This is a genomic window from Mesorhizobium sp. Root552 (assembly GCF_001427285.1).
Taxonomy (GTDB): Bacteria; Pseudomonadota; Alphaproteobacteria; order Rhizobiales; family Rhizobiaceae; genus Mesorhizobium.
The window spans coordinates 35,668-61,517 of the sequence record NZ_LMFV01000004.1; the positions used below are offsets into that span (position 1 = coordinate 35,668).

The window sequence follows — 25,850 nt, forward strand, 5'->3', positions numbered from 1 at the left end:
GGTCGCAGCCGGACCCGCTGCTATTTCGGATCGCCGGTAACCGGGTCGAATCTGATTTCCACCTTGGCCTTGTCGGTAGTGTAGTAGGTGACCTCGTAGGCTCCGTCGTCCCATTCGATATCGTCGATGTAACGGAAGCCGTCGCGCTGTTCGACCTTGGCAACAATCTCGGAGAGCTTCCTGGCATCGGCAGGTGGTGCGCGATCAGGATCCTGTGCATAGGCTGCGCCGGCAAGAAACAAGAGCGCCACGGCGGCGGAAACGGTCTTCAGCATGAGAGCCCCTGACTTCGGTTGAGACGACCAAACAAGTGATAACTCGCCGTGCGCCAAACGGTTCCAGGAAAGAAATGGCGTGAGATGTCAGGAGTGGCGTTGACTTTATGCGTCGCGCACCGACATTCAGGCACCAGATAAAGAAATCCATTCCAATCCAAAGCCATTGCCATGCAGCCAATCATTTCGATTTCAGGCGTCTCGAAAACCTATGCTTCCGGCTTCACGGCGCTGAAGGAAGTCAACCTCGACATCAGGCGCGGCGAGATTTTCGCCCTGCTCGGCCCCAACGGCGCGGGCAAGACGACACTGATCTCGATCGTGTGCGGCATCGTCAACCGCTCCGGCGGCACGGTAACGGTGGACGGCCATGACATCGGCACGGACTATCGAGCAGCGCGTTCCCTGATCGGGCTGGTGCCGCAGGAACTGACGGTGGAAGCCTTCGAAACCGTGCGGGCGACGCTCAACTTCAGCCGCGGCCTGTTCGGCAAGCCGCCAAATCCCGAACTGGTCGACCAGATACTGAAGGACCTGTCGCTGTGGGACAAGCGCGACGCCAAGGTGACGACGCTGTCGGGCGGCATGAAGCGCCGGGTGATGATCGGCAAGGCGCTGGCGCACGAACCGCAAATCCTGTTCCTCGACGAGCCGACGGCAGGCGTCGACGTGGAGCTTCGGCAGGACATGTGGGCGATGGTGCGCCGGCTGCGCGAAAGCGGCGTGACCATCATCTTGACCACGCACTATATCGAGGAAGCCGAAGAGATGGCCGACCGGGTCGGCGTCATCAATCACGGCGAGATCATACTGGTCGAAGACAAGACCGAATTGATGCGCAAGCTCGGCCGCAAGGTGATGAAGCTGGAACTGCGCCAGAAGCTGGATGCGATACCGGCAGCCCTTTCGAAATACGCGCTTGAACTGACCGGCGATGGCGGGGCCCTGACCTATACCTACGACAACCAGAGCGAGCGGCCGGGCGTGGCCTCGCTGCTGCGCGACCTCGAGGCCGCAGGCATCCAGTTCCGCGACCTCGACACCGAAAACAGTTCGCTCGAAGAAATCTTCGTCAACCTGGTGAGGCACTCATGAACCGCCACGCGATCTGGGCCATCTACCGGGTCGAGATGGCCCGCACCATGCGCACGCTTTTGCAGAGCGTCGTCTCGCCGGTGATTTCGACTTCGCTTTATTTCGTGGTGTTCGGGGCGGCGATCGGCTCGCGCATCTCGGAGATCGGCGGGGTAAGCTACGGCGCGTTCATCGTGCCGGGACTGATCATGCTGTCGCTGCTGACCCAGTCGATTTCGAACGCCTCGTTCGGCATCTATTTCCCGAAATTCGTCGGGACGATTTTCGAGCTTTTGTCGGCGCCGGTGTCCTATCTGGAGATCGTCACCGCCTATGTCGGCGCGGCTGCAACCAAGTCGGTGGCAATCGGGCTCATTATCCTTGCAACCGCTTCGCTGTTCGTGCCGCTGCACATCGAGCATCCTTTCTGGATGCTCTGCTTCCTCGTGCTGACAGCGGTGACGTTTTCGCTGTTCGGCTTCATCATCGGCATATGGGCGCAGAGCTTCGAGCAGCTGCAACTGGTGCCGCTTCTGATCGTGACGCCGCTGACGTTCCTTGGCGGATCGTTCTATTCCATCGACATGCTGCCGGGCATCTGGCGCACGATCACGCTGTTCAATCCGGTGGTCTACCTGATCAGCGGCTTCCGCTGGAGCTTCTTCGGCACGGCGGACGTGTCGCTCGGCGTCAGCCTCGGCATGACGCTCGCCTTCCTGTTCGCCTGCATCGCGGTGGTGGGCTGGATATTCAAGACGGGCTATCGGCTAAGGACGTAGTTCCCGACCGCGGGTTTGGGGCGGGCCGAAGCCCGCCCTGCCCTCAAGTACCGGTCAGACGGCGATCTTGCCGCCGCCCTGCCTGGTGATGACAACGACGCCCGGACGCACCGGCATGTCCGGCTTGAAGTCCGGCCAGCGGGTCGAAAGGTCCTCGTAGTAGGACGGGCGGCCAAAGCCTTCCCACTCCTCGCCGCCATCGCCCGGATGCTGGACGGCGACAAAGGCGGTCTCGTCGTCCGGCGTGAACAGCGGGCCGCACATTTCCGCCCCGACAGGCACGCGGAAGAACAGCTTCGAGGTGGCGCGCGCCTCGCCTTCGGTATCCACCGCCCAAAGGCCGTCGGTGCGGCCGGTGTCCTTGGCGTTGTTGCCGTCGGTCGAGACCCACAGGCGGCCGGCTGAATCGACGGCGCAGTTGTCCGGCATGCCGAACCAGCCATTGGCGGTGGTGGCGGTGGAGAAGGACGCGCCGACTTCGGCAACCGACGGGTCGCCGCATTTCAGGAGCACTTCCCACTTGCCCTTGGTGGCGGTGAAGTCGCCGCCGTCCTCGATGATCTCGATGATGTGGCCGAAGGCGTTCTTGGCGCGCGGATTGGCTGCGTCGACCTGATCGTCCTTGCGCTTGGTGTTGTTGGTCAGCATGACGTAGACCTTGCCGGTGACGCCGTTCGGCTGGATGTCCTCGGGGCGATCCATCTTGGTGGCGCCGAGCAGGTCGGCGGCGCGGCGGGTCTCGATCAGAACATCTGCCTGCGAAGAAAAGCCGTTTTCCGCCGTCAGCGGACCCTCGTTGAAGGTGAGCGGAAGCCATTCGACCGAACCGTCCTCGGCGAACTTGGCCGTATAGAGCGTGCCCTCGTCGAGCAGGTCCATGTTGGCGGCGCGGTCGTCCGGGTTGAACTTGCCGGCGGTGACGAACTTGTAGACGTAGTCGAAGCGCTCATCGTCGCCGAGGTAGAAGACGACGCGGCCGTCCTTGGCGACGATCGATTCAGCACCTTCGTGCTTGAAGCGGCCAAGCGCGGTGCGCTTCTTCGGCGCGGAGGTCGGGTCGTTGACGTCAACCTCGACGATCCAGCCGAAGCGGTTGGCCTCGTTGGGCTCCTTGGCAAGGTCGAAACGGTCGTAGTGGGCGGCCCATTCGTAGGAGCCTTCCGGAATGCCTAGGCGCTTGTAGTTGCTTGCTTCCTTGTGATCGGCGGGCAATTCGCCCGAGAAATAGCCGTGGATGTTTTCCTCGGCCATGACGTAGGTGCCCCAAGGGGTCACGCCGCCGGCGCAGTTGTTGATGGTGCCGAACACCTTCAGGCCGGACGGATCGGCGCTGGTCTTGACGCGGTCGCTACCGGCGACGGGGCCGGAAAGCTGCATTTCGGTGTTGGCGGTGATGCGGCGGTTCAACTTGCCGTCGCGAACGACCTGCCACTTGCCGCCGTCCTTCCTGATCTCGACGATGGTGCCGCCGTGCGCGGCGATCTCGATATCGACCTGCTCCTTGCTGAGAGCCGCCTGCTCCAGCACCTTCTTGCCTTCCTTCTCGCCAACCGTGACGATGCCGGGGAACATCAGATGCGGGTTGGTGTATTCGTGGTTGACGACGAGGAGGCCGTGCTCGGACGAGCCTTCCAGCGGGATGAAGCCGACATAGTCGTTGTTGTAGCCGAACTGCCTGGCCTGGGCTTCGGCGTTCTGCTTTGCGGGATCGAACTCGGGCGCATCGGCAAACAGCGGATCGCCCCAGCGCAGCAAAACGTCGGCATCGTAGCCGGCGGCGACATGGTGCCTGTCATCGATGCCGACCTCGACTTCATCGAAGGTGAAGGCGGACGCGCCGGCGGCACGCGCCTTTTCAGCGGTCAGGAGCGCCAGCGGGCTGACGGTCGCGGCAATCGCGGAAACCGCAAGCGAGCCTTTCAGGAAACCGCGGCGCGAAAAGCGGGCGGCAATGATCTCGCCCATGGTGCGGTTGTCGGTGGGATTGGTGCCCGGCCCGTCGTTTTCCTCAAGCAGGCTGGTGCGGAATTGCGCCTCGTGCGCCGTCTGTCCGGTCATGGCTTGTCCTCTGGCTTTCAAATTGGCTGGAACACTACAGTGGCGAACCGGTAACGGCGGCGGATCACAGTTTCATGACCAGCGAACCAAAAATCGGCTGTCCCCACAAGCCAAATGGGCGGTGACTTGACCGCGCCATGCGGTTCAGAAACAACGCCTTGAAGTGCCATTCTGGGGGAAACGAGCCATGAGTGCGTTGGGAATGTTCCTGCTCGGTCTGTCGACCGCGATATTCCTGCTGGCGGCTACGGTTGCGAAATACTGGGCATTGGGGCCAAGCCTCGGCAAGCTCGTGCTGACGCTCATCCTGTATTCGCTCGGCAACCTGATCATGCTGAAGCTGATCAAGGAGTTCGGCATGTCGATTTCATTTTCGCTGTCGGCAGCGATCCAGCTTGTCGCGGTCAATGTCGTTGCGCTGGCCTTTTTCAGCGAGCGCGTGACCTCGTTGCAGGCGGCAGGCATCGCACTGGCAATCGTGGCGGTGGCGCTGATCACGCTCGGGCCCTATTTCCAGGGCCGATGATGGGCATGGAAACGGCAGCATGAACGGGATAGCGGCGGTTCTCAAACGAGTGGAATTTCCGATGCTGCTCGCCGGCATCATCATTGCCGGCGGCATGTGGGGATTTCTCGAACTGATGGAGGTGGCGCGCGACACGTCGCCCCATTCGCTGGATAGTGAAATCCTGCTCTTCTTCCGCGTGCCCGGCCACCCCGAAATGCCGATAGGCCCCGCATGGCTGCAGGGCGCGATGCGCGACATCACGGCGCTCGGGAGCGCCAGCGTGCTGACATTGATCACGGCGGCTGCCGCAATCTACCTGTTCCTGATCAAGCGACCCGCGACTGCCCTGTTCGTGATCGCCTCGATTGCCAGCGGGCAGATGCTCTCAAGCCTGCTCAAGGCAGGCGTCGACCGGCCACGCCCGGAACTTGTCTCGCACCTGGCACAGGAAACCTCGCTGTCTTTTCCAAGCGGCCACGCCATGATCTCGGCCCTCGTCTTCCTGACGCTCGGAGCGCTTGTGAGCCGCGTGGTGCACGGGCGGACGACGAAGATCTACGTGCTGTCGCTGGCGGTCTTCATCACGCTTCTGGTCGGCGTCTCGCGCATCTATCTCGGCGTGCACTGGCCTTCCGACGTGCTGGCAGGCTGGTGTGCGGGCTTCGCCTGGGCCATGCTGTGGTGGCTGGCGGCGCGCCTGTTGCAGCGGCGGGGCGAGCCTGAGATCGACGAGTAGCTATAACGTATCATATATCCATACTTATGTTTGACACATCACTATGACTGTATCATATATGCATATTGCAGACTTAGACGGGAGGTCTGACCGGTGATCACAGCAGCGCAGATGCGCGCGGCGCGGGCACTGGCCGGAATCGACCAGAAGACGCTCGCCGAACGGGCCGGGGTTTCGCTGCCCACCATCCAGAGGATGGAAGCCAGCGAAGGCGTGGTGCGCGGCGTGGTGGACACGCTGATGAAGGTCATCCAGGCGCTCGACGAGGCAGGGGTGGAGCTGATCGGCGAGAACCAGGCCAGCGAGCGCGGCGGCCGGGGCGTGCGCCTCAAGAACCGCTAAGCCTTTCGGCCCCGGCCTTCCGGATTGGGTCTGCGCAAAGCCGCGACAACGGCCGCCGACGTTTCTCGAAAAATGCCGACGATGCCGCTGTCTTCGAGGTTTGAAGGCAGACCGATGGACCAGACGAGCCGGCACAGGGCCGCGAGCTTTTCCGAACTCTACACGCCCAAGCTGGTGACGGTGCTGCGCGAAGGCTACCACCTTGCCCAGTTCAAGGCGGATGCGATTGCCGGCCTGACGGTCGCCATCGTGGCGCTGCCGCTATCGATGGCTATTGCCATTGCGTCCGGCGTCGGGCCGGAAAAGGGCCTGTTCACGGCCATCGTCGGCGGGTTTCTCGTTTCTCTGCTTGGCGGCAGCCGCTTCCAGATCGGGGGACCGGCCGGCGCTTTCATCGTGCTGGTGGCCGCGACAGTGGACCGCCACGGCGTCGATGGGCTGATCCTCGCCACCATGCTGTCCGGCCTGATGATGGTAGCGGCCGGGTATCTGAGGCTCGGCACCTACATCAAGTTCATCCCCTATCCCGTGACGGTGGGCTTTACCGCCGGCATTGCGGTCATCATCTTCGCCAGCCAGTTGCACGACCTGTTCGGCCTGACGCTGGTAGAGAAGGAGCCGGGCGACCTGATCCCGAAGCTGATGGTGCTAGCGAAGGCACTGCCCAGCCTTAACCCCTCAGCCCTGGGGATCGCGGTGCTGACGGGCGCGATCATCGTCGGATTGAAGAAATGGCGGCCGACATGGCCGGGCATGCTGATCGCAGTGGCGGCCGGCTCGCTGGTGGCGGCGCTTGGCGGGCTCGACGTCGAAACCATCGGCACGCGCTTCGGCGGCATCCCTTCGATGCTGCCGGAACCGTCGCTGCCCGCCTTCGATACGGCCAAGATCGTGGCCGTGCTGCCGGACGCAATTTCCTTCACATTGCTTGGAGCGATTGAATCGCTTTTGTCGGCAGTGGTGGCGGATGGCATGACCGGACGCCGCCATCGCTCGAATTGCGAACTGGTGGCGCAAGGGGCGGCCAATATCGGCTCAGCGCTGTTTGGCGGCATCTGCGTGACAGGCACCATCGCGCGTACGGCGACCAATGTGCGGGCCGGCGCACACGGCCCGGTCTCCGGCATGCTGCATTCGGCCTTCCTGCTTTTGTTCATGCTTCTGGCGGCGCCGCTGGCCAGCTACATTCCGCTGGCAGCCCTTGCCGGCGTGCTGGCAGTCGTCGCCTGGAACATGATCGAGCGGCCGGCGTTCCGGGCGCTGCTGGCTTCCTCGCGCGGCGATGCGGCGGTGCTGCTTGCCACCTTCGGCCTGGTGATCTTCCGCGACCTGACAACCGGCATCGTCGTCGGCTTTGCGCTGGGAGCGCTTTTGTTCATCGGGCGCATGGCGCGGCAAGTGGAGGTGGAGGCGCATACGCCGCTTCTGGTCGACGATGTCGCCGACGACACGAACGGCGAGCGCAAGGCCTACGATGCGGCAAGCGCAACCGACCCCGATACCGTCGTCTACCGGATCTCAGGCGCTTTCTTCTTCGGCGCGGCGGCAACGGTGGGTTCGGTGCTCGACCGCATCGCCGACCAGCGGCGCACCTTCATCCTCGATTGCTCGGCGGTGCCGTTCCTCGATTCCACCGCGGCGAACGTCATCGAGGGTGCTGCGCGCAAGGCGAGGAAGGCCGGCGTGCGCTTCTACATTACCGGAGCCTCGCCGCAGGTACGGCGCATGCTGATCACGCATGGGGTGAAGCGGCCGCTGGTGCGCTTTGCGGCGTCGGTCAAGGACGTTGCGCCCGCGCCGGCAGAATAGAGTTGGGCGTTTCCCCCCAGACTACAGCCTTGTAGTCGAAACCATATTCCAGCGTCGGCTTGACGATGCGGAAATAGGGCGAGAGGTCGAAATCGCGCGGCGTGTAGAGCGAGTAGTGGCGTATGTGCAGGATTTCCCGGCGCGAATACTTCGATTGCGCCGAGGCACGGCCGGGCGCAAGCGTGATTTCCGGCAGGATCGGATAGCGGATCTCGCCATAGGCCTGTGCGATCAGGGTCGAGCAGATGGCGCGGGTGGGGTCGCCGGAGCCGAAGGCGAGCAAGCGGCGGCGCCAACGGACCGGCACCGGCGGCGTCGGGAAGAAATAGCGCAGCATGTCGAAGATGTTCTTGAGGTCATAGCGCAGGCCGAGCTTGCCGATCATGAAAGAGACGACATGGTCGCGATCTTCCGGCGACAGGCCGCTCGCACGGCAGATGCGGGTGTTGTAGGTGCGATAGTTCGACAAAGGCACCGCCACGCAGCCCTCGCCTATGGTGACCTCGATGAGGCGCGGCCGTTCCGAGCCGTCCGCCGGTTCCGGCAAAGCATCGCCGACATAGAGCGCGGCATGGGACCAGGTGGACTGGGTGAGATACTTGATTGCCGCCGAAATCTTCTGGTTGCCTTCTACGAGCAGGATGTCGCCGGGCTCCAGCGTGCGGCGCAAGGTGTTCGGATCGGACGGCGTGTAAGGCTCGTAGCCCGAGGATTCCGCTTGCAAGCGGCCCGCGAGCCAGCGGCCAAGCTTGTCGAGAAAGGTTTCGGCAGGTGCGGTCATGGCGTCAGCGAACCTCCGGCCGTGGCATCCGGCTGCCTATGAGATGCCTCATCGCAGCACACGTTCCGGAAAACCGTTCAACGCCAGCGAAGCATTGGAATAGCGCAGTTCACCGGTGACCTCCTCGCCCAGCCATCGCGGCAAAAGGGCATCGGCCACCTTGTCGGCGGTTTCGAGTTCGGCAACGACGAGGCCATCGAGCTCGCCGTTGAAGACATCGACCTCGTAAAGATAGTTCTCGTGCCGGACATGATGGCGCGTCTTGCGGATCACCGTGCCTATGGCAAAGGCCAGCATCTCGCGGGCATCGGCCAGCGGGACGGGATATTCGAACTCATCGCGCTGCTGGAGGTCGCTGCCGAACTTCAGCGTCAGCTTGGCGCTCCCGCCGTTGGAGATGCGCACCCGGATGGAGCGCTCGGAGGAGATGGCCAGGTAAAACTGGACGATGGCGATGCTGTCCTCGACGGCATCGCGCCACGCGGCATCCTTCACCAGAAACTTGCGTTCGACTTCCTTGGCCATGGCCGGGACTAAAGCCTGTGAACCAATGCAAATCAACCTGCTCGCAGTTGGTTAGGCTGGTGAAATTGACTTTAATCAATCGATTGATTAAATCGCCGATATGTTGCGAGCACGGATGGAGAAGACAGCTGAACACGGTGCGGTTTCGACCGCAGCCGACGAAACGCGCGCGGCGCTCATCCAGGCGGCATTGAAGCTGTTCGGGCGGCAAGGCTTCGAGGGCACTTCGACGCGCGAGATCGCGGCGCTCGCCAAGGCCAATATCGGCTCCATCGCCTATCATTTCGGTGGCAAGGAAGGCCTGCATGCAGCGACTGCCGACCATATCGTCGGGACGATCCAGCAAGTCGCTTCACAGACCCTCGGCAATGTGCACACGGCGGCGAACGGCCGGCCCGACCCGGAGGCCGCGCAAGCGCTGATGTTCGCGACGCTGGAGCGCATGGTCGGCTTTTTCGTGGTGAGCCCGGAGGCCGGCGACATCGCCCGGTTCATGCTGCGCGAGACCTCGCAGCCGACCAATGCGCTGGACCGCATCTATCGCGGCGTGTTCGAGCCGTTGCACAAGCGGCTTTGCCTGATCTGGGAGCAGGCGACGGGCGAACCGGCCGAAAGCGAGCGCACGCGGCTTACGGTTTTCACGCTGATCGGCCAGGTGGTCTATTTCCGCATTGGCCGGGAAGTCGTGTTGAAACGCATGGGCTGGGACGGCATCGGCGACAAGGAGGCCGGTCAGGTGCTTGGCACAATCAGCGTCAATCTCAGCGCCCTCCTGGCGGCGCGAAAGGATGCGAACAAATGAGCCTTTTCTGCTACGTCCCGCTGGCCATGCAGTTGTTCTCCGCCTGTTCAGCGCCGCCATCGCTGGCTGTCGGTTATGTCGAGGGCGACTATGTGCTGCTTGCCCCGATCGAGGTGGCGCAGGTCAAGGACATCAACGTCAAGCGCGGCGACCGGGTAAAGCCCGGCATGCCGCTTGTAACGCTGGAAAGCGCGGACGCGCAGATTGCCGTCGCGCAGGCCGAGGCAGCGCTGGCGCAGGCCGAAGCGGAGCTTGCCAATCTCCAGGTCGGCAAGCGGCCGGAAGAGATCGCGGTGCTGGAGGCTGCGGTGCGCTCGGCCAATGCCCAAGCCGATGAGGCAAGCCGCGTGCTCGACCGGACCAAGGACCTCGCCAAGCGCGGCATCGCTACGCAGGCGCAACTCGACGAGGCCAATACCGCGGTCGAAGTGGCGCAGGCGCAGATCGGGCAGAGCGAGGCCAATCTCGCGGTGGCAGGCCTGCCGGCGCGGGCCGAGGAGATCAAGGCGGCGAGCGGCCAGGTCAAGCAGGCGCAAGCGGAACTTGAACAGGCAAAATGGCGGCTGTCGAAGCGTTTGCTGACGGCGCCCTCGCCCGGCCGGGTCGATGATGTCATCCGCAACCCCGGCGATACTGCCGGCCCTGCGGCGCCGGTGGTTTCCATCCTGCCGGACGGGGCGGTGAAGCTTACGGTCTATGTGCCGCAAGATGCGTTTTCCTCGATCAAGGTCGGCTCGCAGCTTTCCGTCACCTGCGACGGCTGCGCTGACGACCTCAAGGCGCGGGTGAGCTATGTGTCGCCCGATCCCGAATTCACGCCGCCGGTCATCTATTCGCTCGATAACCGGCAGAAGCTGGTCTACCTCGTCGAAGCCCGCCCGGAAGGCGATGCGACGAGGCTGCAGCCCGGCCAGATCGTCGATGTCGGCCTGGTGGACCCCGACCAATGAACGCCATCGACGTTCGCGGACTGGTCAAGCGCTTCGGCGACAAGACGGTGGTCGATCACGTCACCATGTCTGTGGCGGAAGGCGAGATCGTCGGCTTCCTCGGCCCTAACGGCTCCGGCAAGACGACGACGATCCGCATGATGTGCGGCTTGCTGACGCCTGACGAGGGCACGGGCACCGTGCTTGGCCACGACCTTCTGACCGACGGGCTGAGAATCAAGCGCGAAGTCGGCTACATGACGCAGAAATTCTCGTTCTACGAGGACTTGACCATCGGCGAGAACCTTGAATTCGTAGCCCGGCTCTATGAGTTGCAACCCGTCGAGAAATATGTCGCGGACACGCTGGCCGACCTCGGCCTGACCTCGCGGCGCAACCAGCTTGCCGGCACGCTTTCGGGAGGCTGGAAGCAGCGGCTGGCGCTGGCCGCCTGCATCATGCACAAGCCGAAGCTGTTGTTGCTCGACGAGCCGACGGCTGGCGTCGACCCCAAGGCACGGCGCGAGTTCTGGGATGAAATCCATGTGCTGGCGAGCAGCGGGCTGACCGTGCTCGTCTCCACCCACTATATGGACGAGGCCGAGCGCTGCCACCGCATCAGCTATATTTCCTATGGCAAGATGCTGGCGACCGGCACGGTGGACGAGGTGGTGAAAAATGCTGGGCTCTCCACCTTCGTCGTGCAAGGCAAGCGGCTGGATAAGGTTGCCACGGCACTCGCAGGTAAACCGGGGGTCGAACAGGTGGCGCCGTTCGGGGCAACGCTGCATGTCGTCGGCTCCAACAGGGCATTGCTCCAGAACACCTTGTCCGTACTGGAAAGAATTTACCCCGGCGTTCGCATAACTCCGGGAGAAACCAGCCTCGAAGACGTGTTCATCCAGTTCATGGCCGGCGCGAAGGACAATATGGGATGACGGTCACCAGCGTCTTTTCAGTCGCGCGGCTCAACGCCTTGCTACGCAAGGAATTCATCCAGATGCGGCGCGACCGCGTGACGTTCGCCATGATGCTCGGCGTGCCGCTGATGCTCCTGGTGCTGTTCGGCTTTGCCATCAACAACGACCCGAAGGGCCTGCCGGCGGCGCTGCTTTCGATGAGCAACGACCAGTACACCCGTGCCATGGTGGCAGCACTGGAAAACACCAACTACTACCGTTTCGAGCATATCGCCCGCACCGCGGCGGAAGCGGACAAGTTGATGGCAAGCGGAAAGGTGGCGTTCCTGGTCACCATTCCGGCGGACTTCGGGCGACGGGTTGAACGCGGCGACAACCCGCAGATCCTGATTGAGGCGGACGCAACCGATCCGTCGGTGGCAAGCGGGGCGATCTCGACGCTCAGCACCATTGCCGGACAGGCCTTGCTCAGGGCGCAAGGCCAGCAGGCGACGGCAGCCGATAACGCGCAAAGCCGCCTCGATGTCGTGGTGCACCGGCGCTACAATCCCGAGGGCATTTCGCAATACAACATCGTGCCCGGCCTGCTCGGCGTCATCCTGCAAATGACCATGGTGATGATGACGTCGATTGCGCTGACGCGGGAGACCGAGCGCGGCACGATGGAAAACCTGCTCGCCATGCCTTCGAGCCCGCTGGAGATCATGCTGGGCAAGGTGCTGCCCTACGCCTGCGTTGGCGCGGTTCAGGTCGTGGTGGTGCTGATTGCCGCAAAGCTGTTGTTCTTCATCCCGTTCGTTGGCGGCTTGCCGCTGCTTTTGTCATCGATTCTCGTGTTCGTGCTGGGCCTGGTGCTGCTCGGCTACACGATATCGACGGTGGCCCGGACGCAGATGCAGGCGATGCAGCTCACCTTCTTCTTCTTCCTGCCTTCGATTCTTTTGTCCGGCTTCATGTTTCCGTTCAGCGGTATGCCAATCTGGGCGCAGTGGCTGGGTGAAATCTTCCCCCTCACCCACTTCCTGCGCATCGTGCGCGCGGTGATGCTGAAGGGTGCGGGACTGTCTTCCATCATAACAGAAGTGGCATGGCTGTTCGGCTTCGTGCTGTTGTTTGCCGGCTTTGCGCTGCTGCGCTTCCGGCGCACGCTCGATTAGGTGGCTGGGATTTGGATGATGGTGGCCTGCAAATGGCAGCGTTCTGCGCTTCTTTTCGGCTCACCCTGATCCAAATCCTCAACAAGCTGGTCGCTCAGACGCCAGCGACCATGCGAGAATAGACGTCGAAATCGACATTGCCGCCTGACAGCACGACCGCGACGGACTTGCCTTGCAGGTCGATGCGGCCGGAGGAAAGTGCTGCCAGCGCGACCGATCCACCCGGTTCGACCACCAGCTTGAGGTGGGCCATGGCGTCGCGCATGGCAGCGGCGACGGCCTGTTCCGAAACGGCGACGACACCGGCGAGATTGCGGCGGTTGATCTCGAAGGTGATGAGGCCGGGCTCAGAGGTCATCAAGGCATCGCAGGAAGAGCTGTAACCCGGCTCATTGGCCACCCGCTTGCCGGCTTCCAGCGAACGGCGCGTATCGTCGAAATGTTCAGGCTCCGCGCCCCAGACCGCGGTTCCGGGGGAAGCATCCTTGACGGCCAGGGAAACACCGCCGACCAGCCCGCCGCCGCCGCACGGCACGACCACCGTATCGAGGCGGACACCCAGTTCCTGCGCCTGTTGCATGAGTTCGAGACCGACGGTGCCCTGCCCGGCAATGATAGCCGGATCGTCGAAGGGCCGAACCAACACCATGCCGCGATCTAGGTAAGGCTGCACGACGTCCTCGCGGCGGTCGCGGGCACGGTCGAAAGGCACGACCTCGGCACCCATGCGCAACACATTACCGACCTTGGCCTGCGGTGCGTCGGCGGGCATGGCGATGATGGCTTTCGCCCCGAACAGCGCGGCAGAAGCCGCGACGCCCTGAGCATGGTTGCCGGAAGAAAAGGCGACGATGCCGCGCGCGCGTTCGCCGTCGCTCAGGCCGGATATCTTGTTGTAGGCACCTCGAAACTTGAAGGAACCGGTACGCTGGAGAACTTCCGGCTTGAACAGCACCGTGCCGCCGAAGCGCTCGTTGAGCGCCTGCGATTCAACGAGCGGGGTGCGTACGGCAAGCCCGGCAAGGCGCTGCGCAGCGTTTCTGATATCGGCGATGCCGGGGGCGGAAGCGAGAGACATGGAAAATCCTTTGAGCGACATGTTTTGTTAATCATGCCCGCAAAGCAAAGTGCCGCACCAATGAATTTTCTCGATCAAGCCATCAAAGTACCGCAATCCATCGGCCTTCAAGCATGGCAATCGAGGTAAGATTCGGGCCATTCACCGAATGTTTCCTGCCGATTGCAAAAGCTGATGTGAACCGGATCGCTTCGGCGCCGTTATGGTCCGACAGGAGGCCTTGTTATGCGAAACATTCTCAAAACCACCCTGATAGCGGCCGCTCTGGCCTTGACGGGCGCCGCCACGACCGTTGCGCAAGCCGATACGCTGGAATTGCATTTTGGCCAGACCGGCCCGACGGTGCGGATGCGGGAAGATTGCAACCCATATCGCGAGAACTGCCGCACCGGCCGGTGGAGCTATCGTGACAATGAATGGCGCGATGGCGGTCCGCGCAGCGACGACCGTGGCTGGGCCCGGCGCGAATGCCCGCCGGAACGGGCTTTGGCCAAGGCCGACCGGATGGGAATCCGGCGCGCTCGCATTCTCGACGTCGGTCGCCGCACCATCGATATTGGCGGCCGCTCGCGCTATGGCGATCGCGTAGTCGTGAGCTTTGGACGCTGGGACAGAAGCTGCCCGGTCTATCGCTGACCTGCGTGGATGACTTCAGCGGGATGAGGAAACCGTCCCGCTGAAAACCCTATCCCAATAGTTCGCGCTGACGCCTTGAGCCGCCCGCCTTGCGCCAGGCGTTGAAGCGGTGGGTCGCAGCGGCGAAAGATATCTTCATCTGCTGCGCTACGTTGTAGCGCGACTTGCCCTCATCGAACATGCGGTAGCAGCACTCGACGCCCTCGGTGGTCAATTTGCCATCGGGGGTCTTGTTGTGCGGATTGGCCGGGTCAAACTTCTCTACCTCCTGCTCCACCATGCTTTTGAGGCGCTGCAAATCCGCTTCGATGGAAGCGATCAGGTCCAGCAACGGCTTTGGATCGAAAGCGTTTGAGTGTTCTTTGTGCATGGGCGTGGTGCCTTCTGGGTGGGGGCCGGAAAGAAACACCATATAGGTGAACGTTCGCTGATAAAAAGAGCCTGCGGGCAAACTCCGATTCAATAAATCTGATGATGGATTTACCGCCGCGCGGTTGACCTTTCGCGGCGCAATATCTAATTTAGAATTATTCTAAACTAGATTGGATTTCTCATGCTTTCTCGCGTCTTCGGGTTTGGGCGACGCCCGTTCGATTCCCTGTCGGAACAGGAAATACTGGCGCTGGCCATTTCCTCCGAAGAGGACGATGCGCGCATCTACCGGGCCTATGCCGACGGACTGGAAAAGGACTTTCCGCATTCGGCCAAGGTGTTCGAGGGCATGGCCGGGGAAGAGGACGGGCATCGCGCAGCGCTGATCGAACTGCATCGCAAGCGCTTCGGCGAACGCATTCCGCTGATCCGCCGCGAGCATGTGAAGGGCTATTATGAACGAAAACCGGACTGGTTGGTGAGGCCGCTGGGCATCGACAAGGTGCGGGGGCAGGCCGAGGACATGGAGCGGCAGGCGCATCTGTTTTACGTCGAGGCGGCCAAGCGCACCTCCGATGCTTCGACGCGCAAGCTGCTGGGCGACCTTGCCGCCGCCGAGCAAGGCCACGAGACGCTGGCGCAGAAACTTGAGCAGGAACATGTGCCGGGCGCGGTTCGCAGCGAGGAAGCCGCGACCGAACGGCGGCAGTTCATCCTGACTTATGTGCAGCCAGGTCTGGCCGGGCTGATGGACGGATCGGTCTCGACGCTCGCGCCGATCTTCGCCGCCGCGTTCGCGACGCAGGACACCTGGCAGACCTTCCTCGTCGGGCTGTCGGCTTCGGTGGGCGCCGGCATTTCCATGGGCTTTACCGAGGCGGCGCACGATGACGGCAAGCTTTCAGGGCGCGGCTCGCCGCTGAAGCGCGGGCTTTCATCCGGCATCATGACGGCGCTGGGCGGCCTTGGCCACGCCCTGCCCTACCTGATCCCGAATTTCTGGACCGCGACCACGGTGGCGGCCATCGTGGTGTTCTTCGAATTGTGGGCCATCGCCTTCATCCAGAACCGGTACATGGAAACGCCGTTCCTTCGCGCCGCATTCCAGGTGGTGCTGGGCGGAGCGCTGGTGTTTGCGGCGGGCGTGTTGATCGGCAACGCGTAGGCGAGGCCGACGATGCTTCGACGGGCACCGAAGCATCGAGGCCAAAAGCCCGCTACTGTAGCCTGCTCATGGTTGCCAGAACGATTTCGAACACTCGCGGCGCACGTCTTCCGGCGTCAGGCGAAGATCGCGTAACAAGTGCTCGTCGATCTCGGCGAGTTCGAGTCGTTGCACATGGCGGGCATGCCAGCACATCAACAGGCGCCGGGCAGCAGCCATCAACCCGGAAAGCTGTGGCCGCACCGCTTGGCGCAGGGAGTATGAATAGTGAAAGCCAGCCATCTTCGTCTCCTTGATCTGCCGGCAGAATAGTGGTTCTGTGTCGACAATGCTTCGATGGAGATCGAATTATGGATAACACGATGAAGGATGGACCTGACATCGCCCGCGTGGCCAATCTGGTTGGCGACCCGGCCCGGGCCAACATGCTGACGGCGCTGATGACCGGTTCGGCGCTGACCGCCAGCGAACTGGCGGCCGAGGCCGGCGTTTCCTTGCCGACGGCAAGTTCGCATCTTGCCAAGCTGATGGATGGCGGGTTGCTTACCGTGGCCAGCGAAGGCCGCCATCGCTACTACGGGTTGGCCGGGCCGCAGGTGGCCGGCATGATCGAAGCGATCATGGGCGTGGCGGCGAGCCTTGGTCCGAGGCGGGTAAGGCCGGGCCCTCACGAGAAAACGATGCGGGAAGCCCGCGTCTGCTACGATCACCTCGCCGGCGAGCATGCGGTGAAGATGCTGGACGGCTTCATCGCCCGCGAGTTCCTGGTGCGCGAGGGCAAGGAACTGAGCCTTGGCAAGCACGGCGCAGCGTATTTCGCCGCGATTGGCATCGACGCACACGATACCGGAAAGTCACGCCGCCCTGCCTGTCGGGATTGCCTCGACTGGAGCGTGCGGCGCTCGCATCTTGCAGGCCGGCTGGGTGCCGCGATCCTCGACAAGATTCTGGCCGAGAAGTGGGCACGCCGCGAGAAGAACAGTCGCGTGGTGACGTTCTCGCCGAAGGGCAAGATGGAATTCGAAAAGACGTTTTTGAGTTAGGGTCACCAATGCCCGCCAGCGGCAAAGCTATGCGCGCTTGAGGGGCTTGCCCCTGGCGAAGAAATCCAGCCACGGATCCTCGCCAGCAAGGCGTTTCAGGGTCGCCTTGTCGCCAAGCAGAAAGGCATTGGGCGCAAGGCCGGCTTCGATCTCGGCCCAGGTCACCGGCATGGAAATGGTGGCGCCTTTCCTGGCGCGCGAGGAATAGGGCGCGACCGTCGTCGAGCCGCGACCGTTGCGCAGATAGTCGATGAATATCTTGCCGGTGCGCGCCTTCTTCGACAGCGTGGCAGTGAAGCGGTCCGGTTCGGCCTGTTCCATGGCGCGGGCGAAGTCGTGGGCGAAACCCTTGACCTGATCCCACTTGGCCGCCGGCTTCAGCGGCACCATGACATGATAGCCCTTGCCGCCCGATGTCTTGACGAAGGTCGGCAGCGACAAATCTTCGAGCCTGCCGCGAATGTCCAGCGCCGCTTGGCGGACTTCATCGACGGCCACGCCCTCGTCGGGATCGAGGTCGAAGACGATCTGGTCGGGCGTATCGATTTCCTCGACCTTGCAGCCCCAGACATGGATCTCGACCACGCCGATCTGCACCAGCGCGGCGATGCCGTCGAAATCGCGGACGAAGAGAATCTCCTCGTTATCCTCCGGGTCCTTGGACCTGAAGATATGATCGCTCATGCCGGGCGAAGCGTGTTTCTGGAAAAAGCGCTGGCCATCGACGCCATCGGGCGCACGCACCAGGGCCAGCGGCCGGTCGACCACGAATTGCTTCATGCGCGGCCACACCAGCGCATAGTGGTCGAGCAGGTCCTTTTTCGTGACCTTCTCATTCGGCCAAAGCAGCTTTTCGGGATGCGATAGCTTGACGGACGTAGTGGCATCCGCCGCCCCATCATCCTGCCGCGGGGCCTTCGACGCTTTCGGTTTTTCCTGCACGACGTCCTCCGCCGGCTTGTCCTCACGCAACCCCTGGAAAGATGCGTGCCTGACTATACGGTCCCCGGTCCAACTTCGAAACTCGACTTCCGCGACCAGCTCGGGCTTGACCCATACCAGTCCCATCCCGTGTGGAACGGTCGCGTCAAAAGGCGATTTCGCAACCTTGAGGCGATCCAGCTTCTTTTTCAAATCATCGGCGATCCTCGACGAAAAGCCTGTGCCGACCCGTCCCGCATATTTCAGCGAACCGCCTTCGTTATAGCCGACCAGCAGGGAGCGCAGGCCGCGCCCGGTCTTTTCCGACGGCAGGTAGCCGCCGATGACGAACTCCTGCCGCTCGGTGCATTTCGACTTGATCCAGGATGCGCCGCGCCCGCTTCGATAGGGAGCGTCCGCGCGCTTCGACACGACACCTTCGAGACCCATGCGGCAAGCGTGCTTGAGCATGATGCCGCCCGGTTCGGTGAAATGATCGCTGAACCGCAAAGCGGAATCGTCCGGCTGGCCCGCCAGCAATTCGTGCAATGCCGCCTTGCGTTCAACCAGCGGCTCGTCGCGGAGATCGTTGCCGTCGAGGCGCAAGATATCGAAGACGTAATAGGTGAAGTGGTCGGCCCGGTCCGCCGACAGATCGGCCTGCAACAGGGAGAAGGACGAGATGCCGTTGTCGCCCAGCACCACGATCTCGCCGTCGATGATGGCATCGCTGCATTTCAACGCGCCAAGCGCCTCCACAATGAGGCCGCCAAATCGCTCCGTCCAGTCGAGGCCGGTGCGGGTCAAAAGCCGGACATCGGTGCCGGCGATATGGGCCTGCATGCGATAGCCGTCGAACTTTACCTCGTGCAGCCATTCCTTGCCGGACGGCGCCTGCCTTTGCAGCGTCGCCAACTGCGGCTCGATGAAGTCGAGCTTCCTTGCCGCCACGCGCGCTTTTCCGGCCGCCGGCTTGTTTGAGTGCCAGACCCAGGGCTTCTTGCCCTTGGCCGTCTTGCCGGCTCCTACCTCCTCGACGGTCAGTCCCGACTTCACCGATTGCGGCGCGTCCTGCAAAATGTCCTCGCCCGGTCGCGCGGCAGCGTCATCGGACTTGATCAGGAGCCAGTTGTCGCGCTTTTCGCCAGTCTTGGGCTTGAGCCGTACAAGGTGCCATTTGCCCTTTAGCTTGTGGCCGTGAAGCTCGAAGTCGAGATGACCCTTCTTCATGCCTTTGGCGGGATCGTGCTCGGGCTGCCACGTGCCCTCGTCCCAGACGATGACGGAGCCGCCGCCATATTCGCCCTTGGGGATAGTGCCTTCGAAGGGCGCGTAATCGATCGGATGGTCCTCGACATGCACGGCCAGCCGCTTTTCGTGCGGGTCGAGACTAGGGCCGCGCGTGACCGCCCAACTCCACAGCACGCCGCCATGTTCGAGACGCAGATCGTAGTGAAGCCGCGTGGCCGCGTGCTTGTGGATGACGAAGATACCGCCGGTGCCTGCGGCCGAGGTTTTCCTGCGCGGTGTCTTGCCGGATGGTTCGGCCGTTTTCCTGAAATCGCGCTTGGCGCGATATTGCTCGAGTGCTGGCATGGATCAGGCGGACTTGCGCTTGGGTGTTGCGCCACGCTTCGAGGAAGCTGGTTTGGCCTTCGATGAAGGCACGGTCTTCGCCGGAGCCTCGTCCTGCGCGCCATCGTCGGCGAGGCTTTTCTTCAGCGCATCGAAAAGATTGACCACGTTCGACGGCTTGGACGCCGCCTTGGCCTTTGGCGCCTTGCGACCGGCCTTCCTGGCGCGGATCAGTTCGAGCAGCGCTTCCTCATACTTGTCGTCGAACCCGGACGGGTCGAACTTCGCGGCTTTCTTGTCGATGATGTGCTCGGCGAGATCGATCATCTCCTTGTCGGTCTTCACCTGCTTGATCCCGTCAAAGACCGTATCCGGCTGACGCACGCTGCTGTCGTAGCGAAGGGTGGTCAAGACCATGCCCTTGCCGAGCGGCTCGATCACCACCGGCCGTTCGCGCCGATACAGGACGATGCGTGCAAGGCCGGCCTTCTTTTTCGCATTCATTGCGTCGCGGATAACCGCAAAGGCATCCTCGGAGACCTTGTCGGCAGGCGCGAGGTAATAGGGCGTGTCGAGATAGATCTGCTGGATGGAGGATTTGTCGACGAACCCGTCCAGGCTCATCATGTTGGAGGATTCGATCTTGACCGCTTCGATCTCGTCCTCCTCGATATGAACGAACTCGCCGTCGTCCACCTCATAGCCCTTGATCTCGTCGCCATCCGCAATCGGCTTGCCGGTTTCGGCATCGACATAGATCCGCTTGACCGTGTTGCCGGTCTTGCGGTTCAGGACCCGGAACGAAATCTTCTCCGAATGGGTCACGACGTTGGTCAGTTCGACCGCGCATGTGACGAGCGAAAGTTTCAGGTAGCCTTTCCAGGCGGGGCGTGGCGCCATGACTCGGTTCCGCAACTGAGACGTTTGTGGCTCAACAACGGAAGATCGGGCAGTTCGTTCCGCGCGTAGCCATGTGTCGCAAATGACACATCGGCGAAGATGACGGCAAAAGGCACGAAAAGACCCCGAATCAGCCGCAATCCCGCCACGAAGCGAGGCGGTTTCGACCGAAAGTTAACATAGCGTTCACCGACTATTCACGCCTCGGCGCTATGGTGTCCGTAATTCGGAAGGGACTCCGAAGTTCGGGACAGGGACTGAACTAAAATGACTATCTTCAACCAATTGCGCGGCTATGCCGCCACCTTGCGCGAGTTCATCGCGCCGACCTATCGGCCAGAGCGCTACTACATGCGCGGACCTGGCCCGGCTTGCGCCCGCCGCAACCACAGGCTCGGCTTCGGCACGCACTGACATGCTGCCTGAAACCCGCCACGGCCCTCGCATTTCGAAGCCGGCACTCGAAAGCCGCGCGACCACCTATCGCACGGCTCAGCCCTCGGCCTTGCGCCGACGCTAGACGACCATGCGCCCGGCATCATTGCCGGCGCGGGCGTATGCCCACAGCCATCTTGCAAACAGCAAAATCAGAACCGTCGGAGCTTACCACATCTCGTGGCTGGCATTGAGCTTTGCCAGCACGGGGTGATCGCGCAAGCCGGCACACAGGCGCTCGACATTGGCGAACGCCTGCCTTGCCCGATCCGCTTCGGGATGCCAGGAAAACAGCATCAGAAGATAGATGTCGGCAATGGTCATGCCCTCGCCGACCAGCCACTGCCGCCCGGCCAGCACCTTGTCGACAACGGCGAAGTCGCGGTCGAGCTCGGCAATGGCAGCCTTCCTGACGCCTGCCTTTGCGCCGTCGTCCGCCGAATAGCGATGGGCGTAGTAGAAGCGCAGCACCGCCGGATAGAGGGCCGACGACATGAAGGCCATCCAGCGCAGGAAATCCGCACGCGCCGGCGCGCCGGCTTGCGGCGCAAGCGCGGCCTCAGGATGACGTTCGGCGAGCGCCATGCAGATGGCTGCGGATTCCGTCATCGTGTGGCCGTCCGGCAAGGTCAGGACAGGCACCTGGTTGAGCGGGCTGATGGCGAGAAAGGCGGCGTCCGGCTTGTCGGTCTTGGCAACGTCGATGTGTTCGAACGGCTCGCCGGCCAGAAGAAACGCGGCCTCGGCGGCGAAGCCGCCGCTGCCCGGACGGGTATAAAGTTTGTACATGCTTGTCCTCCCCACCCGCGCTCGAAGCGGATGGGGACTTGTAACGCAAAGCGCAAGCCGCTCAACGCGGCAAGCCTTAGCCAGCGCGCCTTTTTCAGCGGTCCAGTAACACTGTCAGGTCAGCCATTTGATTTTCATGCGTGTCTTTGTCCCGAAACCGGGGAGACATGCATCAGACGCCAAGACCTTCGAACAGGACCGTCGAGAGATAGCGCTCGGCAAAAGACGGGATGATGACGACCATGTTCTTGCCGGCGTTTTCAGGCCGCGAGCCGACGACGATGGCGGCCTGCAACGCGGCTCCCGACGAGATGCCGACCGGCACGCCTTCCAGCCTTGCGACAAGGCGCGCATTGGCTACCGCCGCATCGTTCGACACGGTGACGACCTCGTCATAGACCTTGGTGTCGAGGATCTTCGGCGCGAAGCCGGCGCCGATGCCCTGGATCTTGTGTGGTCCCGGCGTACCGCCGGAGAGCACCGGCGATGCTTCCGGTTCGACCGCCACAACCCTGACCGACGGCTTGCGCTTCTTCAGCACCTGGCCGACGCCGGTGATGGTGCCGCCGGTGCCGATGCCGGCGACGAGAATATCCACGCCGCCTTGCGTGTCGTTCCAGATTTCTTCGGCGGTAGTGGCGCGATGGATTTCGGGATTGGCCGGATTTTCGAACTGCTGCGGGATGACCGCGTCAGGCAGCTTGGCCGCCAATTCGTCTGCCTTGGCGATGGCGCCTTTCATGCCCTTGGCGCCTTCGGTCAGCACAAGTTCGGCGCCAAGAAGAGCAAGCATCTTGCGCCGCTCGACCGACATGGTTTCGGGCATGGTGAGGATCAGCTTGTAGCCCTTGGCCGCGGCGGCGAAGGCGAGCGCGATGCCGGTGTTGCCGGATGTCGGCTCGATCAGCGTCGTCTTGCCCGGCTTGATGCGGCCTTCGGCTTCCAGCGCCTCGATCATCGCGACGCCAATGCGGTCCTTCACCGAGGCGATCGGATTGAAGAATTCGAGCTTGACAAGAAGATTGGCTACGATGCCCTTTTCCCTGGCGAAGCGGTCCAGCCGCACCAGCGGAGTGTCGCCAATCGTCTCGGTGATCGAATTGTAGACGCGGCCACGGCCGGGGAGATGGGCGGAAGCCTCGGATTTGGTCATGAATATCTTCTCTCAGATCGGGTCGATGGAATGGTTCAGCGAAAATAGGCGACGAAATGAGACTATCCGAGTGGCAAGCGTGCTGAAAAGCCCACAGACAAGGGAAGGGATTTCCTAAGAAGGCGCATTTGCGGATTTTCCTACCGCAATGCGCCCGAAAGCGCCCCATCTGCCACTGGCTGCACGGATTTGGATCGGCAGCTTCATCCACCGCAATTGCATTCGATTTTGATAGAAACTGTTTTGCGGCTTGCGTGGCTATCGCCCAAACAGCCGCCTAGTGGCGCGCTGCAATCGCCGCTGCCGCACCGATCATGAAGGAGGCGGCGGTGCGGTTCAAAAGCTTGAGCGCGCGCGGCGAGGACAGGAACCAGCGCGCCTTCGCGGCAAGCGCAAGATAAGGCACAAGCACGATTACGAGGATCACCGCAGTGACGCCGGTGAGGATGGCATAGTCACCGAACGTGATGGCGCGAAGATCGACGATGGTCGGCGTGATGGCGAGGTAGAAGATCATCGTCTTGGGATTGCCGAGCGTCAGCGTCAAGCCGCCGGCGAAACTCGAAACCAGGCCGCCCTTTGCCTTGCCGGCCTGCACGGTTTCCGCGGAAATGCCGCCTTTCCAGAAGCGCCAGCCGAGCCAGGCGAGGTAAAGCACGCCGAACCATTTGATCGCCAGAAACACCATGCCGAACTGCTGGGCGACGAAGGCGAGGCCGAGCACGGTGGCGGTGAGGTAGAACAGATCCCCGAGCAAGAGCCCCCAGAACATGGCGAAGGCCGAGCGGAAACCGGAGCCGAGCGCGCGGGCGACAAGTGCGGTGACGCCGGGACCGGGAATGGCCGCGGCGATGCCCAGGGCAGCGCTGTATGCAAGAAACCCGGTCAGTGTCATGGTCGCCGCTTTCGTGATCCGGCCTGCTTTTGCCACATGTTCGCGAGGGCGTAAATTTCCCTGCAGGCAACATTCATTACGCCAGAGAGAAGAGGCGATGCGGCAATAGCGCCATTGCCCTTATGCGTGCTTTTCGCTATGTGCCGTTGAGATAATTTCGGAGGGTATTGCAATGGCCGACCACACGCCGACCGGTCCTGTCGAACTGGGTGCTCAGATGGATTACCCCGAGCACGAGCGGACCTATCACGGCTTCACCGTGTTGGCCAAATATGGGACCCTGGGCTGCGTGGCCATCATGATCGGAATGGCGTTCGGCTTTTTCGTAGGCGGCGCAATTTCCGGCTTCATCGTGTTCCTGATTGCCTGCGCCGTCGGCGCCGTGATCCTGCGATAAAATCTTTCTCTCCTTGGCCCGGGGCGTCGCCGCAAGGGTCGCCGCCGATCTGCGCAAGGCTCCAGCCGAAAGGATCTAGCGGTGGGACAGACGATTTTCGTACCCAAAGAGGTTGACGCTGCGGAAACCCGCGTTGCCGCATCGCCCGATACGGTGAAGCGGCTTGCCGGGCTTGGCTTTAACGTAGTCGTCGAGGCTGGCGCCGGCACCTTGTCGCGCATCACCGACGACGAGTTCGCCAAGGCGGGCGCGAAGATCGGCAAGGCCGGCGATGTCGCCAAGGCGGACGTGGTGCTGAAGGTGCGCCGTCCGAACGAGGCGGAACTGAAGTCCTACAAGCAGGGTGCTGCGGTCCTGGCCACCATGGACCCCTATGGCCATGAGGCCGCGGTAGCGGCGCTTGGCAAGGCGGGCGTGACGGCTTTCGCGATGGAGTTCATGCCGCGCATCACCCGCGCGCAGGTGATGGACGTCTTGTCCTCGCAGGCGAACCTCGCCGGCTACCAGGCCGTGATCGACGGCGCTGCCGAATATGACCGGGCGCTGCCGATGATGATGACGGCGGCGGGCACGGTTCCGGCAGCCAAGATCTTCATCATGGGCGTCGGCGTTGCCGGCCTACAGGCGATTGCCACGGCGCGCCGGCTGGGCGCAGTCGTCACGGCGACTGACGTCAGGCCTGCCGTGAAGGAGCAGGTGCAGTCGCTCGGCGCAAAATTCCTCGCCGTCGAGGACGAGGAGTTCAAGGCGGCGGAGACTGCCGGCGGCTACGCCAAGGAAATGTCGAAGGAATACCAGGCGAAGCAAGCGGCGCTTACGGCCGAGCACATCGCCAAGCAGGACATCGTCATCACCACGGCGCTGATCCCCGGACGCCCGGCCCCGAAGCTGGTCTCCGCTGCAATGGTCGCCTCGATGAAGCCTGGTTCGGTGATCGTCGATCTGGCCGTCGAGCGCGGCGGCAATGTCGAGGGCGCTGTGCCGGGCAAGGTGGCGACTACCGCCAACGGCGTGAAGATCGTCGGCCATCTCAACGTGCCGGGACGCGTCGCGGCTTCGGCCTCGCTGCTCTATGCCAAGAACCTGTTCGCCTTCCTCGAGACGATGATCGACAAGGAAACGAAGTCGCTGAAGATCAATCGCGATGACGAGCTGGCCAAGGCGACGATGCTGACCGATGGCGGCAAGGTGGTGCATCCGGCATTTGCAGGCAAGGAGCCGGCAGCCCCTACCGCAGCAGCCAAACCGGCCAAGGCGGAAGCGGCCAAGAAACCGGCCGCGCCGAAGGCGGCTGCTGAAAAGAAGCCCGCCGCCAAGTCTCCGGCCAAACCCAAGACCAAGACCTCGCCTAAGACCACTGGGGGGACTGCGTGATGGAAAGCTTGCAAAAAGCGCTCAACCAACTCGACCAGGCGACGGCCGCCGTGCGCATGGCGGTGCAGGACCTTGCCAACGCGCCGGGTGCAGCCGACGCGGCAGACGGTGCCGCGCATGCCCTGTCGGGCGGCGCGATCGACCCCTTCGTGTTCCGCTTCGCCATCTTCGTACTGGCGATCTTCGTCGGCTACTACGTGGTGTGGTCGGTGACCCCGGCGCTGCACACCCCGCTGATGGCCGTTACCAACGCCATCTCATCGGTGATCGTGGTGGGCGCTCTGCTCGCGGTCGGCATATCGGCTTCGGGCCTTGCCACCGGCTTCGGCTTCATCGCGCTGGTCTTGGCCTCGGTCAACATCTTCGGCGGCTTCCTGGTCACCCAGCGCATGCTCGCCATGTACAAGAAGAAGGAAAAGTGA

Annotated in this window: 29 protein-coding genes; 17 read left to right on the forward strand and 12 right to left on the reverse strand. The window is 62.6% G+C overall.

Annotated elements, in window-relative coordinates; genetic code table 11:
• Positions 1-20: 20 nt before the first annotated feature.
• Positions 21-275, reverse strand: coding sequence for a PepSY domain-containing protein (locus ASD50_RS02335; protein ID WP_056235455.1), 255 nt, complete (start codon positions 273-275; stop codon positions 21-23).
• Between the two features lie 171 nt (positions 276-446).
• Here ASD50_RS02335 and ASD50_RS02340 point away from each other — a divergent pair, with 171 nt between their 5' ends.
• Positions 447-1,370: an ABC transporter ATP-binding protein gene (locus tag ASD50_RS02340; RefSeq protein ID WP_056235458.1), complete on the forward strand. Its 924-nt coding sequence runs from the start codon at positions 447-449 to the stop codon at positions 1,368-1,370.
• A complete protein-coding gene (locus tag ASD50_RS02345) occupies positions 1,367-2,128 on the forward strand; it encodes an ABC transporter permease (RefSeq protein ID WP_056235461.1) in 762 nt (253 codons plus the stop codon). The genes ASD50_RS02340 and ASD50_RS02345 overlap by 4 nt, the downstream gene beginning before the upstream one ends.
• Positions 2,129-2,182: 54 nt before the next feature.
• Here the strand turns inward: ASD50_RS02345 and ASD50_RS02350 are convergent, their stop codons facing one another.
• A complete protein-coding gene (locus tag ASD50_RS02350; protein WP_056235464.1) occupies positions 2,183-4,186 on the reverse strand; it encodes a PhoX family protein in 2,004 nt (667 codons plus the stop codon).
• A gap of 187 nt (positions 4,187-4,373) precedes the next feature.
• On the opposite strand from ASD50_RS02350, the gene ASD50_RS02355 reads away from it, so the two are divergent.
• The 4 genes from ASD50_RS02355 (at position 4,374) to ASD50_RS02370 (ending at position 7,581) form a co-directional block, all read left to right on the forward strand.
• Complete coding sequence (locus tag ASD50_RS02355; RefSeq protein ID WP_056235467.1) at positions 4,374-4,712, forward strand: hypothetical protein; 339 nt, start codon at positions 4,374-4,376, stop codon at positions 4,710-4,712.
• A gap of 19 nt (positions 4,713-4,731) precedes the next feature.
• Positions 4,732-5,430 carry a phosphatase PAP2 family protein gene (locus tag ASD50_RS02360; RefSeq protein ID WP_056235470.1) on the forward strand — a complete coding sequence of 233 codons (699 nt, stop codon included), beginning with the start codon at positions 4,732-4,734 and terminating at the stop codon, positions 5,428-5,430.
• Between the two features lie 93 nt (positions 5,431-5,523).
• The gene (locus ASD50_RS02365; protein WP_056235475.1) at positions 5,524-5,772 is read left to right on the forward strand and encodes a helix-turn-helix domain-containing protein; all 249 of its coding nucleotides are present in this window, start codon (positions 5,524-5,526) and stop codon (positions 5,770-5,772) included.
• 114 nt (positions 5,773-5,886) lie between these two features.
• Positions 5,887-7,581 carry a SulP family inorganic anion transporter gene (locus ASD50_RS02370; RefSeq protein WP_056235640.1) on the forward strand — a complete coding sequence of 565 codons (1,695 nt, stop codon included), beginning with the start codon at positions 5,887-5,889 and terminating at the stop codon, positions 7,579-7,581.
• Here ASD50_RS02370 and ASD50_RS02375 read toward each other — a convergent pair.
• A complete protein-coding gene (locus ASD50_RS02375; protein ID WP_056235479.1) occupies positions 7,550-8,362 on the reverse strand; it encodes a YiiX/YebB-like N1pC/P60 family cysteine hydrolase in 813 nt (270 codons plus the stop codon). The genes ASD50_RS02370 and ASD50_RS02375 overlap by 32 nt on opposite strands.
• Before the next feature lie 48 nt (positions 8,363-8,410).
• Positions 8,411-8,887 carry a CYTH domain-containing protein gene (locus ASD50_RS02380; RefSeq protein ID WP_056235482.1) on the reverse strand — a complete coding sequence of 159 codons (477 nt, stop codon included), beginning with the start codon at positions 8,885-8,887 and terminating at the stop codon, positions 8,411-8,413.
• Positions 8,888-9,002: 115 nt separating this feature from the next.
• Between ASD50_RS02380 and ASD50_RS02385 the strand changes: the two genes are divergently transcribed.
• The 4 genes from ASD50_RS02385 to ASD50_RS02400 are packed head-to-tail and all read left to right on the forward strand — an operon-like array spanning position 9,003 to position 12,695.
• Positions 9,003-9,689: a CerR family C-terminal domain-containing protein gene (locus tag ASD50_RS02385; protein ID WP_156464903.1), complete on the forward strand. Its 687-nt coding sequence runs from the start codon at positions 9,003-9,005 to the stop codon at positions 9,687-9,689.
• A complete protein-coding gene (locus ASD50_RS02390; protein ID WP_056235488.1) occupies positions 9,686-10,639 on the forward strand; it encodes an HlyD family secretion protein in 954 nt (317 codons plus the stop codon). The genes ASD50_RS02385 and ASD50_RS02390 overlap by 4 nt, the downstream gene beginning before the upstream one ends.
• The gene (locus ASD50_RS02395; RefSeq protein WP_056235491.1) at positions 10,636-11,556 is read left to right on the forward strand and encodes an ATP-binding cassette domain-containing protein; all 921 of its coding nucleotides are present in this window, start codon (positions 10,636-10,638) and stop codon (positions 11,554-11,556) included. The genes ASD50_RS02390 and ASD50_RS02395 overlap by 4 nt, the downstream gene beginning before the upstream one ends.
• Positions 11,553-12,695: an ABC transporter permease gene (locus tag ASD50_RS02400; RefSeq protein WP_056235495.1), complete on the forward strand. Its 1,143-nt coding sequence runs from the start codon at positions 11,553-11,555 to the stop codon at positions 12,693-12,695. The genes ASD50_RS02395 and ASD50_RS02400 overlap by 4 nt, the downstream gene beginning before the upstream one ends.
• Positions 12,696-12,789: 94 nt before the next feature.
• Here ASD50_RS02400 and ASD50_RS02405 read toward each other — a convergent pair whose 3' ends face one another.
• Positions 12,790-13,773, reverse strand: a complete 984-nt coding sequence (locus ASD50_RS02405) for a threonine/serine dehydratase (RefSeq protein ID WP_056235643.1) — start codon at positions 13,771-13,773, stop codon at positions 12,790-12,792.
• Between the two features lie 225 nt (positions 13,774-13,998).
• Between ASD50_RS02405 and ASD50_RS02410 the strand changes: the two genes are divergently transcribed.
• A complete protein-coding gene (locus tag ASD50_RS02410) occupies positions 13,999-14,409 on the forward strand; it encodes a hypothetical protein (RefSeq protein ID WP_056235498.1) in 411 nt (136 codons plus the stop codon).
• Positions 14,410-14,458: 49 nt separating this feature from the next.
• On the opposite strand, the gene ASD50_RS02415 is transcribed toward ASD50_RS02410, so the two are convergent.
• Positions 14,459-14,779, reverse strand: coding sequence for a hypothetical protein (locus tag ASD50_RS02415; protein ID WP_056235501.1), 321 nt, complete (start codon positions 14,777-14,779; stop codon positions 14,459-14,461).
• A gap of 183 nt (positions 14,780-14,962) precedes the next feature.
• Between ASD50_RS02415 and mbfA the strand changes: the two genes are divergently transcribed.
• Positions 14,963-15,946 carry an iron exporter MbfA gene (gene mbfA / locus ASD50_RS02420; protein ID WP_056235505.1) on the forward strand — a complete coding sequence of 328 codons (984 nt, stop codon included), beginning with the start codon at positions 14,963-14,965 and terminating at the stop codon, positions 15,944-15,946.
• A gap of 66 nt (positions 15,947-16,012) precedes the next feature.
• Here the strand turns inward: mbfA and ASD50_RS23350 are convergent, their stop codons facing one another.
• The gene (locus ASD50_RS23350; protein WP_162251974.1) at positions 16,013-16,228 is read right to left on the reverse strand and encodes a DUF1127 domain-containing protein; all 216 of its coding nucleotides are present in this window, start codon (positions 16,226-16,228) and stop codon (positions 16,013-16,015) included.
• A gap of 80 nt (positions 16,229-16,308) precedes the next feature.
• On the opposite strand from ASD50_RS23350, the gene ASD50_RS02430 reads away from it, so the two are divergent.
• Entirely contained in the window at positions 16,309-16,989 is a 681-nt protein-coding gene (locus ASD50_RS02430; RefSeq protein ID WP_056235649.1) for an ArsR/SmtB family transcription factor, read from the forward strand.
• A gap of 27 nt (positions 16,990-17,016) precedes the next feature.
• Here ASD50_RS02430 and ligD read toward each other — a convergent pair whose 3' ends face one another.
• Both ligD and ASD50_RS02440 read right to left on the reverse strand, forming a co-directional pair.
• Positions 17,017-19,506 carry a DNA ligase D gene (gene ligD, locus ASD50_RS02435; RefSeq protein WP_056235508.1) on the reverse strand — a complete coding sequence of 830 codons (2,490 nt, stop codon included), beginning with the start codon at positions 19,504-19,506 and terminating at the stop codon, positions 17,017-17,019.
• A 3-nt stretch (positions 19,507-19,509) separates the two neighbouring features.
• Positions 19,510-20,385 carry a Ku protein gene (locus ASD50_RS02440; RefSeq protein ID WP_056235511.1) on the reverse strand — a complete coding sequence of 292 codons (876 nt, stop codon included), beginning with the start codon at positions 20,383-20,385 and terminating at the stop codon, positions 19,510-19,512.
• 267 nt (positions 20,386-20,652) lie between these two features.
• Between ASD50_RS02440 and ASD50_RS23475 the strand changes: the two genes are divergently transcribed.
• Complete coding sequence (locus ASD50_RS23475) at positions 20,653-20,799, forward strand: hypothetical protein (protein WP_164480435.1); 147 nt, start codon at positions 20,653-20,655, stop codon at positions 20,797-20,799.
• Positions 20,800-20,988: 189 nt separating this feature from the next.
• On the opposite strand, the gene ASD50_RS02445 is transcribed toward ASD50_RS23475, so the two are convergent.
• The 3 genes from ASD50_RS02445 to ASD50_RS02455 form a co-directional block, all read right to left on the reverse strand.
• Positions 20,989-21,609, reverse strand: a complete 621-nt coding sequence (locus tag ASD50_RS02445; RefSeq protein ID WP_056235514.1) for a glutathione S-transferase family protein — start codon at positions 21,607-21,609, stop codon at positions 20,989-20,991.
• 172 nt (positions 21,610-21,781) lie between these two features.
• Complete coding sequence (gene cysK / locus ASD50_RS02450; RefSeq protein ID WP_056235517.1) at positions 21,782-22,762, reverse strand: cysteine synthase A; 981 nt, start codon at positions 22,760-22,762, stop codon at positions 21,782-21,784.
• A 277-nt stretch (positions 22,763-23,039) separates the two neighbouring features.
• Complete coding sequence (locus tag ASD50_RS02455) at positions 23,040-23,657, reverse strand: LysE family translocator (RefSeq protein ID WP_056235652.1); 618 nt, start codon at positions 23,655-23,657, stop codon at positions 23,040-23,042.
• Between the two features lie 172 nt (positions 23,658-23,829).
• On the opposite strand from ASD50_RS02455, the gene ASD50_RS02460 reads away from it, so the two are divergent.
• From ASD50_RS02460 to ASD50_RS02470, 3 genes are all read left to right on the forward strand, one after another.
• The gene (locus ASD50_RS02460; RefSeq protein ID WP_056235522.1) at positions 23,830-24,054 is read left to right on the forward strand and encodes an aa3-type cytochrome c oxidase subunit IV; all 225 of its coding nucleotides are present in this window, start codon (positions 23,830-23,832) and stop codon (positions 24,052-24,054) included.
• Positions 24,055-24,135: 81 nt separating this feature from the next.
• A complete protein-coding gene (locus tag ASD50_RS02465) occupies positions 24,136-25,428 on the forward strand; it encodes a Re/Si-specific NAD(P)(+) transhydrogenase subunit alpha (protein WP_056235525.1) in 1,293 nt (430 codons plus the stop codon).
• Positions 25,428-25,850, forward strand: a complete 423-nt coding sequence (locus tag ASD50_RS02470; protein ID WP_056235530.1) for a proton-translocating transhydrogenase family protein — start codon at positions 25,428-25,430, stop codon at positions 25,848-25,850. Before ASD50_RS02465 ends, ASD50_RS02470 begins: the two co-directional genes overlap by 1 nt.

What these genes read in the sequence shown, in the direction of transcription:
- ASD50_RS02345 (WP_056235461.1), top strand. Translation starts at nt 1,367, where the DNA reads ATGAACCGCCACGCGATCTGGGCCATCTACCGGGTCGAGATGGCCCGC.
- ASD50_RS02410 (WP_056235498.1), top strand. Translation starts at nt 13,999, where the DNA reads ATGCGAAACATTCTCAAAACCACCCTGATAGCGGCCGCTCTGGCCTTG.
- ASD50_RS02440 (WP_056235511.1), bottom strand. Translation starts at nt 20,385, where the DNA reads ATGGCGCCACGCCCCGCCTGGAAAGGCTACCTGAAACTTTCGCTCGTC.
- ASD50_RS02360 (WP_056235470.1), top strand. Translation starts at nt 4,732, where the DNA reads ATGAACGGGATAGCGGCGGTTCTCAAACGAGTGGAATTTCCGATGCTG.
- ASD50_RS02455 (WP_056235652.1), bottom strand. Translation starts at nt 23,657, where the DNA reads ATGACACTGACCGGGTTTCTTGCATACAGCGCTGCCCTGGGCATCGCC.
- ASD50_RS02400 (WP_056235495.1), top strand. Translation starts at nt 11,553, where the DNA reads ATGACGGTCACCAGCGTCTTTTCAGTCGCGCGGCTCAACGCCTTGCTA.
- ASD50_RS02405 (WP_056235643.1), bottom strand. Translation starts at nt 13,773, where the DNA reads ATGTCTCTCGCTTCCGCCCCCGGCATCGCCGATATCAGAAACGCTGCG.
- ASD50_RS02370 (WP_056235640.1), top strand. Translation starts at nt 5,887, where the DNA reads ATGGACCAGACGAGCCGGCACAGGGCCGCGAGCTTTTCCGAACTCTAC.
- ASD50_RS02335 (WP_056235455.1), bottom strand. Translation starts at nt 275, where the DNA reads ATGCTGAAGACCGTTTCCGCCGCCGTGGCGCTCTTGTTTCTTGCCGGC.
- ASD50_RS02415 (WP_056235501.1), bottom strand. Translation starts at nt 14,779, where the DNA reads ATGCACAAAGAACACTCAAACGCTTTCGATCCAAAGCCGTTGCTGGAC.
- cysK (WP_056235517.1), bottom strand. Translation starts at nt 22,762, where the DNA reads ATGACCAAATCCGAGGCTTCCGCCCATCTCCCCGGCCGTGGCCGCGTC.
- mbfA (WP_056235505.1), top strand. Translation starts at nt 14,963, where the DNA reads ATGCTTTCTCGCGTCTTCGGGTTTGGGCGACGCCCGTTCGATTCCCTG.
- ASD50_RS02430 (WP_056235649.1), top strand. Translation starts at nt 16,309, where the DNA reads ATGAAGGATGGACCTGACATCGCCCGCGTGGCCAATCTGGTTGGCGAC.
- ASD50_RS02395 (WP_056235491.1), top strand. Translation starts at nt 10,636, where the DNA reads ATGAACGCCATCGACGTTCGCGGACTGGTCAAGCGCTTCGGCGACAAG.
- ASD50_RS02470 (WP_056235530.1), top strand. Translation starts at nt 25,428, where the DNA reads ATGGAAAGCTTGCAAAAAGCGCTCAACCAACTCGACCAGGCGACGGCC.
- ASD50_RS23350 (WP_162251974.1), bottom strand. Translation starts at nt 16,228, where the DNA reads ATGGCTGGCTTTCACTATTCATACTCCCTGCGCCAAGCGGTGCGGCCA.
- ASD50_RS02385 (WP_156464903.1), top strand. Translation starts at nt 9,003, where the DNA reads ATGGAGAAGACAGCTGAACACGGTGCGGTTTCGACCGCAGCCGACGAA.
- ligD (WP_056235508.1), bottom strand. Translation starts at nt 19,506, where the DNA reads ATGCCAGCACTCGAGCAATATCGCGCCAAGCGCGATTTCAGGAAAACG.
- ASD50_RS23475 (WP_164480435.1), top strand. Translation starts at nt 20,653, where the DNA reads ATGACTATCTTCAACCAATTGCGCGGCTATGCCGCCACCTTGCGCGAG.
- ASD50_RS02380 (WP_056235482.1), bottom strand. Translation starts at nt 8,887, where the DNA reads ATGGCCAAGGAAGTCGAACGCAAGTTTCTGGTGAAGGATGCCGCGTGG.
- ASD50_RS02390 (WP_056235488.1), top strand. Translation starts at nt 9,686, where the DNA reads ATGAGCCTTTTCTGCTACGTCCCGCTGGCCATGCAGTTGTTCTCCGCC.
- ASD50_RS02350 (WP_056235464.1), bottom strand. Translation starts at nt 4,186, where the DNA reads ATGACCGGACAGACGGCGCACGAGGCGCAATTCCGCACCAGCCTGCTT.
- ASD50_RS02355 (WP_056235467.1), top strand. Translation starts at nt 4,374, where the DNA reads ATGAGTGCGTTGGGAATGTTCCTGCTCGGTCTGTCGACCGCGATATTC.
- ASD50_RS02445 (WP_056235514.1), bottom strand. Translation starts at nt 21,609, where the DNA reads ATGTACAAACTTTATACCCGTCCGGGCAGCGGCGGCTTCGCCGCCGAG.
- ASD50_RS02340 (WP_056235458.1), top strand. Translation starts at nt 447, where the DNA reads ATGCAGCCAATCATTTCGATTTCAGGCGTCTCGAAAACCTATGCTTCC.
- ASD50_RS02375 (WP_056235479.1), bottom strand. Translation starts at nt 8,362, where the DNA reads ATGACCGCACCTGCCGAAACCTTTCTCGACAAGCTTGGCCGCTGGCTC.
- ASD50_RS02460 (WP_056235522.1), top strand. Translation starts at nt 23,830, where the DNA reads ATGGCCGACCACACGCCGACCGGTCCTGTCGAACTGGGTGCTCAGATG.